The following is a 16,373-nucleotide window of genomic DNA, read 5'->3' on the forward strand; positions in this document are numbered from 1 at the left end:
CATGAATAAAAAGTATATTGGACTGATTGGCGGCGCCGTTGCGGGTGTGGTCTTGGCTGTGCTGTTGGTCAACTCCGCAAAAACTGAAGGCACCAACTCCTTTACGAAACTTGATGACACGGTGGCCTACACCATGACGGAATTGTTCAAGTCACCACCGCCCATCACCGAGCACGGATGGAATGTCGACCGAATGATCGTGTTTGTGCATATTCTGATGGGGGTTCTCTTTGTGGGCTGGACAATTTATTTTCTCGTTTGCCTGTTTAAATTTCGCGAATCCAATCATCCAAAGGCAGATTATCACGGAGCAAAGTCCAAACTTTGGACTACATTAGCCGAATATGGCGTGATTGCTGCCGAGGTGGTGTTAATCTTTTGTTTCGCCATACCTCTTTGGGGAGAAGTGATGAATGACGCCAAACTGGCCGAGATTAAAGCGGACGCCAAGGATGGCACCGGTCTTGAAATTCATATTTTGGCAAAACAATTCGACTGGAGCGCCCGCTATGCAGGAAAAGATAAAATTTTTGCCCAGCAGGACATTCGCTTTGCTGACAAATCCAACAATCCGTTTGGCTTAGACCCCAACGACACATCCATTGATGACGTCCTGGTACTGGCAGCCAAAGATCGTAAAGGGGCCATTGTTGTCCCAGCGGACACTGCAGTGGCGCTGAAGATCACATCGATGGACGTGATCCATTCATTTAAGGTGCTGCCGTTACGCGTCTGCAAAGACGCCATTCCCGGCCTTCAATTGCCGATTCATTTCGAAGCCAAAACAGATTATCTAGACTCAAAACAAACTAACAAAGACGGCGAGCACATCTTCCTAATCACCTGTGCCCAACTCTGCGGCGACGGTCACGGATCTATGAATGGTTACCTCAAAATTGTAAGTAAAAAAGATTTCAAAACGTGGCTCGAGGCAAAGAGTACGGACGCTAAAAATTCCCGCAAGAAGAACCTTGCGGCGGCGAAATAACCCGCTACGACAGGTCAGCAATGACCAATCGCGAAACCAGACAAATTATCAAGTGGAGCCTGTTTGGTTTTCTCGCTGCGGTGATGGCAGCTACGCTGATCATTGGAAAGCGTAACCGACAGGAACACCCCAGCCCATCGGAACAACCCGTGCTGCCAGAAATCAGCACAATCCAACCCTTCACACTTACCAACCAATTCGGGGCAGAAATTATTCTCGATGATTTAAAAGGCCAACCGTGGCTGGCGGATATTATATTCACCCGTTGCCCAACCGTATGTCCTCGCATGACCCGAACACTTGCCGAGCTCCAAAAACAACTGCCGGAAAAAATTCGATACGTTTCCCTAACCACCGACCCTGAACATGACACACCCAAGGTATTAAATGCTTTCGCTGAAGTTCACGGCAGTAATGATGGCAAATGGCATTTTCTAACCGGCCGGAAAGCTGACCTCATGCGGCTTGCTGTGGATGATCTCAAACTCATTTCCGTGCCCAAAGAGGCCAGTAAGCGTGACAATCCAAACGATTTATTTGTGCACAGCAGCCTCTATATTCTGGTGGACGCGAATGGGCGTGTTCGGAAATCATTTGAGCACAACTCCACTAATTTACTGCAACAAATTCAAACAGCACTCAAACAATTGGAAAACAAAAATGACCGTTGATCAAATGCCCCTAATCAACGCCTCCCTTAACAGCTTGGCTTCTCTGTTTCTATTGATGGGGTTCATTTTTATCAAAAAAGGAAACCGTGCTGCTCACAAACGTTGCATGATCGCGGCTTTTACCACCTCGGCGGTTTTTCTTGCGTGCTATCTTTGGTACCACTACGCCTCGCACGCGCACACCGTATTGAAGCACCCATCTGACTGGGTTAATTATCTGTATTATTTTATCCTGATTACACACATCATTCTTGCCGTGGTAATCTTGCCGCTGGTATTCATCACCATTAACCATGCCCTGCGCGATCGCTTTGATAAGCATCGCCACATTGCGCGTTGGACGTGGCCGATTTGGATGTATGTTTCGCTTACAGGCGTGGTGGTGTATTTGTTTCTTTATGTTTTTTTTGCTGAACACACGGAAAAGAAATTGAAAATTGGAGGCACCGTAAAGCCGCCCGTGGAAGAACCCCAAAAAGGCCAATGAAGGCCATCATCCACCCAAGCCAATCGTCCGCGCAAGTAGACAGCCAGCGCGCAGAATGCTTGCGGCAACGCATCGTCGCCGCAAAATTTCTTTACGAAACACCACGCCAAGCCGATCTGTGGTTAAAATTGCATGCGCAATGTGCGCCTTCCAGCGATATTGCGGCCCCTTACCAAGCCGTGGCGGTGGCGCTGGCGGAACAGTGGGCGCATGTAAGCGGCACTCTTATTGCGCTCGGCTGTGGTGGTGGCGAAAAGGATCGAATCATTTTGAATGCGCTCCCGTCCGGCACGCATTTTGTGCCCACGGATGTAAGCGAGCCGTTGGCGCTCAAAGCCGCAGAGGCAGTTCCCGATTCCAAGCCGTTAATATTTGACCTCGCCGCCGCAGAAAACTTATCAGGTTTTATTGATCAACACGCTGGCCCTAATCGCATTTTCACTTTTTTCGGCATCATTCCGAATTTTCCACCAAGTGAAATTTTGCCGCAATTGCGAGCAATTTTAAAATCCGAAGACCGGCTTTTACTTAGCGCCAATCTCGCCCCTAATGGCATGGCAGCCATTCTGTCGCAATACGACAACGCACCCACGCGCGATTGGCTTGCCGAATTTCCCCGCACGCATGGAGCGGGTGAGGGTACGGTGATAATTAACATTGAACAGGACGGCTCGCTCGAGCATATCGCAGCTCGTTTTACTTTCGAGGAGGCTTGCTTGATGAAAACGAATGGCGAGCAGTTTAGTTTTCAGCCAGGCGATGATCTGCGACTGTTTGTTTCGTACCGCTACACGCAACAGTCATTGAGCAAAATCTTGTCTCTATACGGCATCATCATTGAGCGCTCTTTTTTGTCCGCCAATCGGGAAGAGGGCGTTTTCCTGTGCGCGCTTCAATAAATATTGAGCGTCTCAAGCACTGCACGCGTTCGTGGCACCTCGTGCGTGCGAAACAATGACGTTTTTCCAAGCGCAGCCAACAGCGCGAAGAACGGCTCAGCACAGCGCACTTCATCTTTGAAAATCTCCGCTGCGTGGGGCAGGGCGTGGCACACTGGCCAGCCGAGTTGACGCATTCGAAAGGTATTTAAAAACACCTCCATTTGGCGGCGCACGCGCACTGTACTGTCATCGAGGTTTTGATAATAAAACCCAAGACCGGGATCAATGATGATTTTTCGGACCCCCGCTAATTGTGCTCGATCAATTTCACCCGCAAAAAATTCAACCATTCGAGGGATCGCATCTACTTCCAAATCCACATCATTCACCTCGCGAACATTCTGACCCTGCACGAAACAGATGATCACGGCCGCCTCGTGCTTCGCACACAGTTGGTAGATTTCATTTGCCTCACCCGGGCCGGTAAGATTAACCACTCCCGCCCCTGCTTTGAGGCAAGCCTCAGCGACGGGGGGCTCGTATGTTTCCGCACTCACCAAAACGCCTGACTGGACCAGCCCGCTGATAACGGGAACCAAACGGGCTATTTGTTCGCTTGCGGGCACGCGCTCGGCATTCAGCACAGAAGATTCCCCACCCACATCGACCATCGCAGCGCCTTGGGCCGTCAATTGTTCGCCGCGTTTGACGGCGTCATTCGTGGAAAGACAAACGCTTTCCTGGTACCAGGAATCGGGCGAAAGGTTGACCACGCCCATCAAATACGGCGTGGTGTTAAAATTAAACGGCTTGCCTCCAATCGAGAACTCCCGCACTTCAGTTTTTAAATCTGCATGGTGCGTGCGCGTCAATTCAGCCAAGTATTCAAGAGAAAGCACACGCGCAAAACAACATGCCCGGCGTTTGTTGGCAATGAAAATGGCACTCCCGGCTGGACTCGAACCAGCGACCAGCGGTTTAGAAAACCGCTGCTCTATCCAACTGAGCTACGGGAGCCCGCTCCAATTTATGGTTCAATTCGTAATGCGGCAAGCCAATCCGGTTGCCCTCAATGACATCGTGTGATACCAACGCGTGTGGATTGGTTGCGCTTAATGCTGATGATCGGGCTTCCGTTTCTGACGGGGTGCAGCACTATTTCGTATTACGTCCAAGCTGTGCGCGGGCAGGGAGAAATGGTTTTCAAACGCCAACGCATTGAGGCGGTGATAGCGGATCCTGACCAATCGGAGTCCCTTAAATCCCGCTTGCGGCTGGTGACTGCTCTACGCCAGTTCGCTGATGAAGAATTAAATTTATCGGCGGGCAGCAGTTACACGCACTACGTTGCGCTCGACCGCTCAATGGCGTTGTGGGTGGTGAATGCCGCACCGGAATTTTCTCTGGAACTCAAATCGTGGTGGTATCCATTTGTGGGGCGATTCGAAGGAAGAGGGTTTTTTAACAAACAGCAAGCAGAGGGCTTGGCAGGCAAATTGCGGAAGCAAGGCTATGATGTCGCAGTGTCCGGCGCGCCCGCGTATTCTACTTTGGGCTGGTTTGCGGATCCCGTGCTAAGCACGTTTGTGAATTTTAATGATGCGGATTTGGCGGAACTCATTTTCCACGAACTCACTCACCAACGACTTTACATTTCCGGTGACACCACATTCAACGAAAGCTTCGCCACCGCCACAGCTCAAGCGGCAACCCTGAAATGGTTAGCCGCTCGCGGAAATGAAGAGGCGGTCAATTTATATACTGCTTCGATCAGGCGCCTGGATCGCACCACTCATAAACTACGCAACACACGCAGCGAATTAGACGTCCTGTTTTCGAAACCGAACAGAAATATTGCCACCCGGCGGAAGTTCAAGGCGGAGATTTATCAGTCCCTGCGGGCCGAACTACAACTTTTAAAGAGTGAGATCGACTTTTCCGGCGTCAAAACCCGCCGAACGGCTCCGATGAATAACGCCACATTGGGCTCAATCGCGGTATACCACAAATTTGTGCCCGCATTCCGTCAATTATTCCAAAACTGCGACCAAAAATTCCCTGACTATTTCGAAGCCGTGGAGCGGTTAGGGAAACTCCCGCGCGTTGAGCGCCAGCGTGCGCTTGATGCTCTGTGCATTCCCACTCCTTGAGTTTGCGATTAGCGGACGGTACACTTTACGCATGCAACGATTTCTTGCCTTACTGCTCGGGATCCCTTTGGGGGCTCTTGCCGCCAGTGCGCCGCCGGCGGGTGTTCCTATTTCCCAAAAAGACCGAGCTGAACTCAGCGCCGCCGCCAATGCGCTTAAATCGGGCATTGACGATTATAAGGGCGGGCAACACCAACTGCTGCCGGATGTCATCATTTTCTATAATGCCGTCCGATATGCATTGGATGACCAGATGTTTTATCAGACAAAGGATGTGGATTCAGCGCGCAAATTACTCGCTCTCGGCAATGAACGCCTTGCGCAGTTGAAATTAGGCAAGCATCCTTGGACCACTACCATAGGGCTCGTGCCGCGCGGATATCGCTCGCGATTGGATGATTCGGTGATTCCGTACGGCTTGGAAGTGCCCGCCAATTATCATCCGAAAGCACACCAAAAATGGCGTTTAGATATTTGGCTTCATGGCCGCAATAATACGCTGAGTGAAGTGCGTTTTCTCACGGACCGGCTTTACCGCAAAAGTACGTTTGCGCCGAAAGACACGATTGTGCTGCATCCGTACGGTCGATTTTGCAATGCCTATAAATTTGCCGGGGAAGTGGATGTGATGGAGGCGTTGCGGCATGTGCAACTTCACTATGGGATCGACCGTCAACGCATTAGCGTGCGCGGTTTTTCAATGGGCGGCGCCGGCGCGTGGCACATCGGCGCGCACCACGCCGGTCATTGGGCCGCCATTGCACCGGGTGCGGGGTTCGTCGAAACGGCAGTGTATCAAAATATTTTCGCAAAGAAACCAGCGCCGACTTGGTGGGAACAGAAATTGTGGAATCTGTACGATGTGCCCCCTATCGCGGCAAATTTTGCAAACACGACGACTGTGGCTTACAGCGGGGAAATTGATAAACAAAAACAAGCCGCCGACTTGATGGCTTCGGCGTTCAAGCGCGAAGGAATGGAATTGACCCACCTCATCGGCCCCAAGGTGGGCCACAAATATGAACCAAAAACCAAGCTGGAAGTTGCTCGCCGAGTGGATGCTGCCGCGAACAAGGGCGCAATTTCGCATGCACGCAAAGTCCGCCTAACCACATTCACGCTCCGGCAAAACCGGATGAAATGGCTTTCAGTTTGGGGGTTGGAGCAACACTGGAAAGAAGCGCGCGTGGAGGCGGAGTATGTGGATGATTGGCAGTATCGCGTTAAAACACAAAATGTAACCGCGTTGAAGCTTGGACAATTGGAAGTTCCGAACCAGGGCACAACTAATTATGTGATAAAAATTGATGGCCAAACACTGAAAACAAAACCGAAACGCAATGCGCCGATTCTGTTGCGCAAGTTTGAAAACCGTTGGGAGGTCGTGCTCAGTCTGCAGCAGAATTCACTTGTGAAATTGCCCGGCTTACAGGGACCAATTGATGATGCGTTTCTGGATCGATTTTTGATCGTGAAGCCGAGCGGCAAACCGATGAATGCCGTGCTTGGCAAATGGGTGGATCGTGAAATGAACGAAGCCATTACGCAGTGGCATCGACAATTCCGGGGCAACGCGCGCGTGATTTCTGACACCCATCTCACGCAAAAAGATTTTTCGCAAAACCTGATTCTATGGGGCGACCCAAAAAGCAATTCGATGATCGCCAAAATTGCCGGCCACTTGCCAATCGTTTGGACTCAAAAAGGAATCCAACTCAAAGATAAATCATGGCCCGCCGATAAATTTGTGCCGGTCTTGATTTACCCAAACCCGTTTAACCTCCGGCATTACATAGTGATCAACAGCGGTTTTACGTTTTCAGAATACGGGCACTTGAGCAATTCCATGCAAAATGCGAAGCTCCCCGATTACGCCGTGTTGGACATGCGCGTGCCGATTGCCAAACGCATCCCAAAAGGTATCGCGCATGCAGGGTTTTTTGGCGAACGCTGGGAGCTGACCCGTTCAGAAGGAAAAGATTAACCACAGAAATATAGAAATGAAAAATTGGATTTTTTTATTCCTCGTTTCGCCTTTTGTCTGGGGCGCGCCAAAGCAGCTCCCGCCTGTCTTCGATCCGCCTGATCAACTTTTCCGGATGGCGCCAATGCCACAGAGCAGTCGGAGTGTAGTCGTGCCTTTATCCAAAACACTGCATTTGGCATTTGATACTCAGCTGTGCCGCATCCACAGCGTTTGGCAGGGTGGAGGATTGAAGTTATTTGGGCCCGCTTATCACGGCGGAAAACGCCCGTTTATCTGCCAGCCGAATGGGCAGAGTCTTTGGGGTAACCCGCCGATTGCTCCCTGGCGATTTTCGGAGAATGGGGAACTCACGGGACAATACAAATCCTGTAAAACTAAATTTATTGGCATCAACACAGACGCAGGAAAGGTGACGTTTGTTTATGAATTGCTGATTCCCAAAACCCCGCCGGTGGAAATCCGGGAATCTGTCTTTGCCATTAAAGACAGCGTAGTGCGTCAGATTGAAGTTGGGCCTTGCCCGCATGCTTTGATGTATCTGGCCCACGTTGAAAAAGGGAAGGTGCCACAGAGCTGGGATGAAAATCGCGCCCGCCTTGAGCGGCTCAACAACAAAACGATTGCGACCAATTTTCTGCAACCGGTTGGTACGATCGGCGTGCTGAGCTTTTCCCAGCATCAGGGAAATATTACTGTGGAAACTTTCACAGAGGAAGGAACCTTGAAGGGCAACCTTTTTCATCTTGTAGAAGGCAGCATCGTTGAAATGCAACTTAAGTTCCCCAAGAGCAAGAATCCCTTCACATTTTATTTTTCATCCACGATAGAGCAGGAGAAACGATTCAATCTTGTTCATGAATTGAAAAACCCGGCAATCAAACAACTCGTCCCAGCACAAAAACCACTCATCCTCAAAGCGAACCCCCGCGCGCGGAGAAGTTTTGCCCTGAGCCCCTATTATAAAACAGAGGCGTTTACGTTACCGGAAAAAATGAATTTAATGGTGACGGGCATGGATTGGTTGTCGGAAGATCAGCTGGCTATTTGTACATACGCCGGTGAAGTTTGGGTGGTGGAAGGCGCCACGGGGCCGATTGAAAAAATGAAGTTCCGCCGATTTGCCCGTGGCATGAATGAGCCGATGGGGGTGCTGGTGAAAGACGGGAGCATCCACCTTAGCAACAAGGCTGAGCTGACGCGCTTAAGCGATACTAACAATGACGGCATCGCCAATTTTTTTGAATGCCTCAACCGTGATTGGGATTATACCGGCAGCTACAACGCATTTTCATATGGACCGATACTCGACCGAAAAGACAACTTCGTCGTCGCCAACGCCGGTCACGCGGGGCGCTGGAGCGCGCGGCATATGGGCTGGGCGTTGCGAATGGCACCAGGCTCCGCCAAGGCGATTCCATTTGCCAGTGGATTTCGGGAACCAAATGGCATCGGCACTTTCGGAGCGGATAAAGATATTTTTGTGACCGATAATCAAGGCGCGTGGATCGGGGCGTGCCGGTTGAACCATTTACAGGACGGCGGCTTTTTCGGGCATCCCGCTTCGATTCCAGCCCGGAAAGAAATGTATGCGGGACGAAAAACTCAAACGTGGCCAGCAATTTGGTTCCCCTATAAATTAGCCCGCTCCACCAGCGGATTCTGTGAAATCACCGATGATCGATTTGGCCCCTTCAAAGGGCAAATGTTAGTGGGTGATTTTCAAAACGCAATTGTCACGCGCGTGCAGCTTGAAAAAGTTAACGGCGAATGGCAGGGCGCGGTGTGGCCGTTTTTGAAGGGGTTTCAATCTGGCGTGAATCGGCTTGTGATGGGATCCGATGGCCATCTTTATGTGGGTGGCTGCAAGACCGTGGCGTGGGCGGCGAATGCTCCTTTTTCGCAGGGACTTGAGCGGGTAAAGTTTAACGGCAAGATTCCGTTTGAAATTAAAACAGTCCGCACCATGCCGGATGGGTTTGAGTTAAGTTTCACAAAATCGGTTGACCCCAAAGCCGCTGGCAATGCGGCAGGGTACGATGTGTGGCAATACAAGTACGAATACCACAAAAAATATGGCTCACCGGAATTCGATCACGACGGTAAAAAAGACAGCTTCACGGTTATCGATGTCACCAGCGCAACAGTATCTAAAGATGGCTTGAAGGTGCGGCTCCGCCTCAAAGGTTGGAAAGCGGGTTACGTCACCGCGGTGCGCGGCTTAGATGCCAGCAGCACCACCGGCGAAAAACTGTGGCATGATACGTTTTATTACACGCTAAACCGAATCCCCAAAAACTGACGTATCGCCGACTCCAGTCGGCCAACGTATGAATCCTCACCTTGTTTCCTGTGTCTAATTCCTTTAGGCTCATCGCGATGATTTTTTGGCGGTTAATTTTCTGCAGTTTGGCGCTCGGCACGATTGCCCTAGAAGGTGGGGAAGGGGAGCATTGGGCATTTCTCAAACCACAACGTCACGCGCTGCCAAAAGTGGAGCAAGCAAACTGGCCACGTAATGCGATCGACCATTTCATTCTTGCTGAACTCGAAAAAGCAAAACTTCGGCCTTCAGTTCAGGCAACCAAAGCCACACTGCTGCGACGGATCCATTTGGATCTAATCGGACTGCCTCCTACGCCGGACGAGATTGAATCGTTCCTCGCAGACAAACGCCCGGATGCCTACGGACGCGTTGTCGATCGGTTACTCGCGTCGCCACATTACGGAGAACGATGGGGGCGCTTCTGGCTCGATGCCGCGCGGTATGCGGACAGTGATGGCTACAGCCACGACGCACCGCGCGTGATGTGGCGTTATCGCGATTGGGTAATTGAAGCATTCAACGCCGACCAACCTTTTGACCAATTTGTCATCGAGCAACTTGCCGGCGATATGCTGCCCGGCGCCACGCAAGCTCAACGCATTGCAACTGGTTTCCATCGTAACACACAAATCAACACCGAGGGCGGCGTGGACAAGGAGCAATTTCGCATCGACTCCATCATCGACCGTATCGCGACCACGGGCGAGGTAATGTTCGGCCTCACCTTCGGCTGCGCACAATGCCACGATCATAAATTCGACCCGTTGAAACAAGTTGAATTTTATCGGATGTTCGCCTTTTTCAACCAAGCCGATGAACCGCGCATAGAAACCCCCACCGCCGCCGAGGCCGCCGCACGCGCAGCGCACGACCTCAAACTAAAAACCCTGCAGGCAAAAATAAATGGCGCTGAAAAAAACAGCGATGCACAGAAAAAGCTGGTGAAAGAATTGGCCGCATTGACAAAGAAACGGCCCAAATCAACAACTGCATTAGTAATGCGCCAACGCAATTCGCCGCGCAAAACATTCCGACTGGTGAAAGGAGATTTTACGCGGCCATCCGAAGAAGTGAAACCAGGCGTCCCGGCCGTGCTGCATCCGTTCCCTGATCAGGAAAAAGCCGACCGGCTGCAATTTGCACGTTGGGTGGCCAGCCGCGAAAACCCACTGCTCGCGCGCGTAACCGTGAATCGGATGTGGCAGCACCACTTTGGCGTGGGCTTGGTGCAAACAGAAAATGACTTCGGAACGCAAGGCACACGGCCCTCGAACTATGCATTGCTCGATTGGCTTGCCACGGAATTTGTGCGATTGAAATGGAGTCGCAAAGCGATGCATCGACTGATGGTCACATCGGCCACGTACCGCCAATCTTCAACACAACGCGCGGATTTGCGGCAACTCGATCCATACAATCGACTGCTTGGCCGACAGGTGCGGATGCGGTTGGAAGGCGAGATTATTCGCGACAACGCGCTTGCCATCAGCGGATTGCTCAGTCGCAAGCGGGGCGGCCCCGGCGTGTTTCCACCGCAACCGGACGGATGCATGAACTTGGGGCAACACTCACGAAGCTGGAAAGCCAGTGTTGGCGAAGAACGTTTTCGACGCGCAATCTACACGTTTCGCTGGCGCGCGACACCGCATCCAGCGTTAAAAATTTTTGACACGCCCGACGCCTTCGCCGCTTGTACGCGGCGTCTCCGTTCCAACACCCCGTTGCAGGCGCTTACGTTGCTGAATGATCCGGCGTACTTTGAAATCAATATCGGTTTTGCGCGACGGATCCTTAATCACGAAGGGAAGGGGAGCGATCTCGAAAAACTACGATTCGCCTTTCATCTGTGCCTCGCCCGAAACCCCGATGCAGATGAAACCAAAATCCTATCCAGTTTATTGAAACAAGAAATGACTGCATTCACCAAAGACCCGACCCAAGCGGAGACTTTGCTAAAGGGACGCGAAACCGGCGGGCTCCCCGTGATTGAATTGGCCGCATGGACAATTGTTGCGCGGGTGCTGATGAATATTGACGAAACGATCACACGAGAATGACGCCCAATACCCATAACCTGCAAGCCGCCACCCGCCGACATTTCTTCAGCCGATGCGGAATGGGGCTCGGCTCCATTGCATTGGCGTCCTTAATGGGCGAGCAGGCATCAGCAAAACAAACGAACCCGTTTGCGCCAAAACAGCCGCATTTTCTGCCCAAGGCGAAGAACGTAATCTTTCTCTTCATGGCCGGCGGGCCGTCACATTTGGATTTGTTTGACTGGAAACCGGAACTCAAAAAACGACACGGACAGCCCATCCCCGAGTCGTTTACCAAAGGCAAACGGTTTGCGTTTATGAACAGTTCGTTCAAAGACGCAAACAAATTGCAGGGCACCATTCGTGATTTCAAACAACACGGTCAATGCGGAATGTGGGTGAGTGAATGCTTCCCGCACATCGGCACAGTAGCAGATGAGTTGACGCTGGTGCGCACCTGCAAAACTGAACTATTCAACCACGCGCCAGCCAAACTATTCATGAACACCGGCACCGGACTCTTCGGCCGCCCAAGTATGGGTTCGTGGGTGACGTACGGCATCGGTACCGAATCGCGCGATTTGCCAGGATTCATGGTGCTGCAATCAGGCCCGCGCGGACCGCGGGGTGGGGGAGTCAATTGGGCCAGCGGCTTCCTGCCCACAACATTTCAGGGCGTACCATTGCGCGGAAATGGCGACCCCATCCTTAATCTGGCTAGCCCCAAAGGCATCAGTGACACCCGCCAGCGAGAATCAATTGATGCAGTGCGCGCGTTGAATCTCAAACGCGCGATCGAGACGGGTGATTCGGAAATTCAAACGCGCATCGCCAGCTACGAGATGGCGTACCGTATGCAAAGCAGCGCGCCGGAGCTCATTGATATTAAGAGCGAAAGCAAAGCCACGCTCGACCTTTACGGCGCGCAACCCGGCAAGGCTAGTTTTGCCAACAATTGCCTGCTCGCACGCCGACTCGTCGAGCGCGGGGTTCGCTTCGTGCAGCTTTACCACACCAACTGGGATTCACACGGCGGCCCATCCCAAACACTCACGAAGGATTTCGATAAGGTCACCAAAGATGTCGATCAACCGTGCGCCGCGCTCATCCGCGACCTCAAGGCGCGCGGACTACTTGACGACACATTAGTCATCTGGGGCGGAGAGTTCGGGCGCACGCCGATGAGTGAAAAACGCGAAACACCCGGTCGCAACCACCACATCGACGCCTTTAGCATGTGGTTCGCCGGGGGCGGCATCAAGCCCGGCAATCTAGTGGGCGAGACTGACGAGTTTGGCTTTGGCGCAGCTTCCGACGAATGCCATGTCCATGACCTCCACGCCACCATCCTTCACCAACTCGGCATTGACCACGAACGCCTCACATTTCGTTTCCAAGGCCGCGACTTTCGCCTCACTGACGTCGAAGGCAAGGTCATTAAACAAATGCTGGCGTGATGAGCGCAATCGCCCAAAGTGTTGCAGGGTGCTCATTGCCGACAAGTGAACCCGTGTTGGTCGCCGTTTCAGGCGGGGCGGATTCGATGGTACTGCTCCATGCATTGCGAAACCATCGAATTGTGGTGGCGCACTTTAATCATCAGTTACGCGACGGCGCCTCGGATGCTGACCAGCAACTAGTAGAACAAACCGCTGATGATTTTAACGTTCCAATTGTGATCGGCAATTGGGAACCGAATAAAGAAAGCATTCGGCGCCACGGCCTTGAAAAAGCCGCTCGCGATGCGCGACTCAATTTTCTTTCCAAAACGGCGCGACAATATCAATGCCGCTGGGTGGCCATGGGGCATCACGCGGATGATCAGGTGGAAACATTTTTCTGGAGACTGCTGCGCGGGGCCGGAGGGCGCGGCTTGGGAGGGATGAAGGCAGTCGCGCCGTTCCCAAAACAACCGAGCCTGCAGATTGTTCGACCGCTACTCAAGCATCGGAAAACTGAAATTCTGGCGCACGCCAACACGGAAGGTGTTTTGTTTTGCGAAGACGACAGCAATATGGATTCCGCACATTTACGCAATCGCATTCGCAATAAACTACTGCCATTGTTGCGTGATGAATTTCATTTGCAAACGGATTCGGCCGTCCTCCAATCCCAGAATTTGGTGAGTGAGGACGCAGATTGCATCAAAATTATAGCGGCGGAATGGTTAGCCGCGAAGGCACCTCAACCCTTTGATGCACTTCATCCTGCGCTGCAACGCCAAGTGATTTGGCATCAGCTCATTGCGTTTGGTGTGGAGCCGGGGCATCAGTTGATTGAACACCTGCGCCTCAGCCCCGGCCAATCACAATCCATCAATTCTGCAGAACGGTTAACGCGGGACATCGCAGGCCGTTTGCATTCAAAAAAATCTGAAACAGACAAACACTTTCTCGAATCATCAGAATGGACATTTCATTCAGGCTGGAATGAATCTGAATTTGGTGGGGCGACACTCCGCTGTCGCTCGGGCACTGATAAATTGGCTGTCCCTGGATTCGGCGTTGAGTGCTTCGATGCAGACCGAGTAGGGCCGAGTGTGGTGTTGAGACATTGGCAGGCAGGCGATCGCTTTCATCCGATCGGCTTGGAGCGATCGACCAAGCTCCAAGATTTATTTACGAACGCCAAAGTCCCCTCACCGGAAAAACACCGCCGCATCATTGCTTGCTCGGCAAAAGGCGAAATCTTCTGGGTCCAAGGCCTGCGCATCGGGGATTGGGCCAAAATTCGGCCGAATACACGGCGTTTTTTGGAATGGCGGTGGATGCCTGTCTAAGGGTTTGCCCAAACCTAATTTCTGTGATAGGATGCCCTTTCGCGAATGAAAGAAAAAGACCCCGATACGACCGAACGCTCGATGAAGCCGTGGATTATTTACCTCGTCATCTTCGGCGCAATTTTTGTGCTGCTTACGCTTAACACGGATCCCAAAAAAGGCGCAGAGCAACAAATGGATTATCGTGAGTTTAAGGAGCTGCTTGATAAGGGGCATATTGTTGAGGCGAAAATCAAATACTCGCAGACTACTGATTTACGCGAGTTCAGCGGGATCATTGCCAAAACAGATTCAAACGGGGACCCCATCCCCGAACCCGGACGTGATGGCCACAAACATGGCGAGCATTTTAGTTTTGAGTCGTATATTCCAAAAGACCACGAGGTTCAATTACTCACCGCACCCAACATCACTCAAGAACGCGAGAGCACGCTGCTAATGAGTTTTTTGGTTACAATCCTACCGTTTTTGATCATCGTTTTCATCATCTACTTTTTCTTCATTCGCCAAATCAAAATGGCGGGCAAAGGCGCAATGAACTTTGGCAAAAGCAAAGCGCGGATGATGGATAAGGACAAAAATAAAATTACATTCAAAGATGTCGCCGGCGTGGAGGAAGCCAAAGATGAAGTCAGCGAATTGGTTGAATTTTTAAAGGACCCGAAAAAATTCCAAAAACTCGGCGGACGCATTCCCAAAGGCATCCTGATGATTGGCGCACCGGGCACCGGAAAAACGCTGCTGGCTAGGGCCATCGCTGGTGAGGCAGATTCAGGGTTTTTCAACATCAGCGGCTCAGACTTCGTGGAAATGTTTGTGGGTGTGGGAGCGAGTCGCGTGCGTGACATGTTTGAACAGGCACGCAAAAGCACGCCTTGCCTGGTTTTTATTGACGAAATAGACGCTGTCGGTCGCCACCGTGGTCACGGTCTCGGTGGAGGTAACGATGAGCGCGAGCAAACGCTAAATGCATTGTTGGTTGAGATGGATGGTTTTGATTCGCAGGAGGGGATCATTATTATTGCCGCCACAAACCGACCGGATGTATTGGATCCTGCACTGTTGCGGCCCGGGCGTTTCGATCGACAAATCACCGTGAGCCTTCCTGATGTGCGCGGCCGCGAATCAATTCTTAAAGTGCACGCCAAAAAAGTGAAGCTCGCAAAGAAAGTGGATCTCTCCATCATCGCGCGTGGCACACCTGGTTATTCCGGAGCTGAGTTGGCTAATTTGCTCAACGAGGCGGCACTGCTCGCCGCGCGCCGAAATAAAAAACGCATCGGTATGGTTGAGCTTGAGGAGTCGCGTGACAAAGTCCGTTGGGGCCGTGAGCGACGGAGCATGGCGATGACCGAAGAAGATAAAAAACGCACCGCCTGGCACGAGGCCGGTCACGCAATCATCAATGTGATTCTGGAGCACTGTCATCCGCTGCACAAAGTCACCATTATTCCCCGCGGACAATCGCTCGGTTCCACAATGAGTTTACCCAAAGATGATGTGCTCAATTATCATCGCCTGGAAATGCTCGACACCATTTGCATGACAATGGGAGGGCGCATTGCTGAGGAGATGTATTCAGGCGACGTCTCCTCCGGTGCAGCGGGTGACATTCAGCAAGCCACGAAAATGGCCCGCGCGATGGTTTGCCAATTCGGCATGAGCGACAAACTGGGGATGGTGATGTACGGGGGCGATAACGAATACGTCTTCCTCGGGCGCGACATGGCTAAAGGCAAAGACTACAGCGAAGATACCGCACAATTAATTGATACCGAGATGATGCGCATCACGCGAGAATCCTACGAACGCGCCGAAACAATTATTAAAGACAACCGCGACAAACTAGAAATTATTGCCGAATGTCTGTTGGAGTATGAGACGCTTGACGGGAAGCAAGTGGAAGAAATTGTGCGCACGGGAAAATTTAACCCGCCTAATGATCAGAAAAAAGGTGGAGACGGGCCCGAAGGACAGGAAGCTGCCACGCCTCTATCCGACCCGCCTAAAAACAAAACCTCCGAGGATGACGGCGACCTCGGCAGCGCGCCTGCACCCGCGCCCGCCTAGA

At 51.8% G+C, this 16,373-nt stretch carries 13 protein-coding genes and 1 tRNA gene; 11 read left to right on the forward strand and 3 right to left on the reverse strand.

Annotated features, from left to right (window positions below; all coding sequences use genetic code 11):
- Position 1 precedes the first annotated feature (1 nt).
- The 4 genes from H8E27_08840 to H8E27_08855 are packed head-to-tail and all read left to right on the forward strand — an operon-like array spanning position 2 to position 3,045.
- Positions 2–988 (forward strand): cytochrome c oxidase subunit II, encoded by a 987-nt coding sequence (locus H8E27_08840; protein ID MBC8325718.1) that lies wholly within the window; start codon positions 2–4, stop codon positions 986–988.
- Between the two features lie 20 nt (positions 989–1,008).
- Positions 1,009–1,659, forward strand: a complete 651-nt coding sequence (locus tag H8E27_08845) for an SCO family protein (GenBank protein ID MBC8325719.1) — start codon at positions 1,009–1,011, stop codon at positions 1,657–1,659.
- A complete protein-coding gene (locus tag H8E27_08850; GenBank protein MBC8325720.1) occupies positions 1,649–2,146 on the forward strand; it encodes a DUF420 domain-containing protein in 498 nt (165 codons plus the stop codon). Before H8E27_08845 ends, H8E27_08850 begins: the two co-directional genes overlap by 11 nt.
- Positions 2,143–3,045 (forward strand): L-histidine N(alpha)-methyltransferase, encoded by a 903-nt coding sequence (locus H8E27_08855; protein MBC8325721.1) that lies wholly within the window; start codon positions 2,143–2,145, stop codon positions 3,043–3,045. The genes H8E27_08850 and H8E27_08855 overlap by 4 nt, the downstream gene beginning before the upstream one ends.
- Here the strand turns inward: H8E27_08855 and H8E27_08860 are convergent.
- On the reverse strand, positions 3,039–3,926 hold the full coding sequence (locus H8E27_08860) for a dihydropteroate synthase (protein ID MBC8325722.1): 888 nt from the start codon (positions 3,924–3,926) through the stop codon (positions 3,039–3,041). The two genes, H8E27_08855 and H8E27_08860, sit on opposite strands and share 7 nt — an antisense overlap.
- Positions 3,927–3,967: 41 nt before the next feature.
- Positions 3,968–4,044 (reverse strand) — tRNA-Arg (locus tag H8E27_08865).
- Positions 4,045–4,124: 80 nt separating this feature from the next.
- On the opposite strand from H8E27_08865, the gene H8E27_08870 reads away from it, so the two are divergent.
- Both H8E27_08870 and H8E27_08875 read left to right on the forward strand, forming a co-directional pair.
- Positions 4,125–5,177, forward strand: coding sequence for an aminopeptidase (locus tag H8E27_08870; GenBank protein ID MBC8325723.1), 1,053 nt, complete (start codon positions 4,125–4,127; stop codon positions 5,175–5,177).
- On the forward strand, positions 5,152–7,161 hold the full coding sequence (locus H8E27_08875; protein ID MBC8325724.1) for a prolyl oligopeptidase family serine peptidase: 2,010 nt from the start codon (positions 5,152–5,154) through the stop codon (positions 7,159–7,161). The genes H8E27_08870 and H8E27_08875 overlap by 26 nt, the downstream gene beginning before the upstream one ends.
- Before the next feature lie 235 nt (positions 7,162–7,396).
- Here H8E27_08875 and H8E27_08880 read toward each other — a convergent pair whose 3' ends face one another.
- Complete coding sequence (locus H8E27_08880) at positions 7,397–7,906, reverse strand: hypothetical protein (GenBank protein ID MBC8325725.1); 510 nt, start codon at positions 7,904–7,906, stop codon at positions 7,397–7,399.
- Between the two features lie 24 nt (positions 7,907–7,930).
- Here H8E27_08880 and H8E27_08885 point away from each other — a divergent pair, with 24 nt between their 5' ends.
- The 5 genes from H8E27_08885 (at position 7,931) to hflB (ending at position 16,372) form a co-directional block, all read left to right on the forward strand.
- Positions 7,931–9,463: a PQQ-dependent sugar dehydrogenase gene (locus H8E27_08885; protein ID MBC8325726.1), complete on the forward strand. Its 1,533-nt coding sequence runs from the start codon at positions 7,931–7,933 to the stop codon at positions 9,461–9,463.
- Between the two features lie 77 nt (positions 9,464–9,540).
- Complete coding sequence (locus H8E27_08890) at positions 9,541–11,544, forward strand: DUF1549 domain-containing protein (protein MBC8325727.1); 2,004 nt, start codon at positions 9,541–9,543, stop codon at positions 11,542–11,544.
- Positions 11,541–12,980 carry a DUF1501 domain-containing protein gene (locus H8E27_08895; GenBank protein MBC8325728.1) on the forward strand — a complete coding sequence of 480 codons (1,440 nt, stop codon included), beginning with the start codon at positions 11,541–11,543 and terminating at the stop codon, positions 12,978–12,980. Before H8E27_08890 ends, H8E27_08895 begins: the two co-directional genes overlap by 4 nt.
- Complete coding sequence (gene tilS / locus H8E27_08900; GenBank protein ID MBC8325729.1) at positions 12,980–14,302, forward strand: tRNA lysidine(34) synthetase TilS; 1,323 nt, start codon at positions 12,980–12,982, stop codon at positions 14,300–14,302. The genes H8E27_08895 and tilS overlap by 1 nt, the downstream gene beginning before the upstream one ends.
- A 174-nt stretch (positions 14,303–14,476) precedes the next feature.
- Positions 14,477–16,372 (forward strand): ATP-dependent zinc metalloprotease FtsH, encoded by a 1,896-nt coding sequence (gene hflB / locus H8E27_08905; protein ID MBC8325730.1) that lies wholly within the window; start codon positions 14,477–14,479, stop codon positions 16,370–16,372.
- Position 16,373 lies beyond the last annotated feature (1 nt).

Source organism: Limisphaerales bacterium (genome assembly GCA_014382585.1).
In the GTDB taxonomy this organism is placed as follows: domain Bacteria; phylum Verrucomicrobiota; class Verrucomicrobiia; order Limisphaerales; family UBA1100; genus JACNJL01.

What these genes read in the sequence shown, in the direction of transcription:
- H8E27_08890 (MBC8325727.1), top strand. Translation starts at nt 9,541, where the DNA reads ATGATTTTTTGGCGGTTAATTTTCTGCAGTTTGGCGCTCGGCACGATT.
- H8E27_08875 (MBC8325724.1), top strand. Translation starts at nt 5,152, where the DNA reads ATGCTCTGTGCATTCCCACTCCTTGAGTTTGCGATTAGCGGACGGTAC.
- H8E27_08845 (MBC8325719.1), top strand. Translation starts at nt 1,009, where the DNA reads ATGACCAATCGCGAAACCAGACAAATTATCAAGTGGAGCCTGTTTGGT.
- H8E27_08895 (MBC8325728.1), top strand. Translation starts at nt 11,541, where the DNA reads ATGACGCCCAATACCCATAACCTGCAAGCCGCCACCCGCCGACATTTC.
- H8E27_08880 (MBC8325725.1), bottom strand. Translation starts at nt 7,906, where the DNA reads ATGAAAAAGGTTGCCCTTCAAGGTTCCTTCCTCTGTGAAAGTTTCCAC.
- H8E27_08850 (MBC8325720.1), top strand. Translation starts at nt 1,649, where the DNA reads ATGACCGTTGATCAAATGCCCCTAATCAACGCCTCCCTTAACAGCTTG.
- tilS (MBC8325729.1), top strand. Translation starts at nt 12,980, where the DNA reads ATGAGCGCAATCGCCCAAAGTGTTGCAGGGTGCTCATTGCCGACAAGT.
- H8E27_08855 (MBC8325721.1), top strand. Translation starts at nt 2,143, where the DNA reads ATGAAGGCCATCATCCACCCAAGCCAATCGTCCGCGCAAGTAGACAGC.
- H8E27_08840 (MBC8325718.1), top strand. Translation starts at nt 2, where the DNA reads ATGAATAAAAAGTATATTGGACTGATTGGCGGCGCCGTTGCGGGTGTG.
- H8E27_08885 (MBC8325726.1), top strand. Translation starts at nt 7,931, where the DNA reads ATGCAACTTAAGTTCCCCAAGAGCAAGAATCCCTTCACATTTTATTTT.
- hflB (MBC8325730.1), top strand. Translation starts at nt 14,477, where the DNA reads ATGGATTATCGTGAGTTTAAGGAGCTGCTTGATAAGGGGCATATTGTT.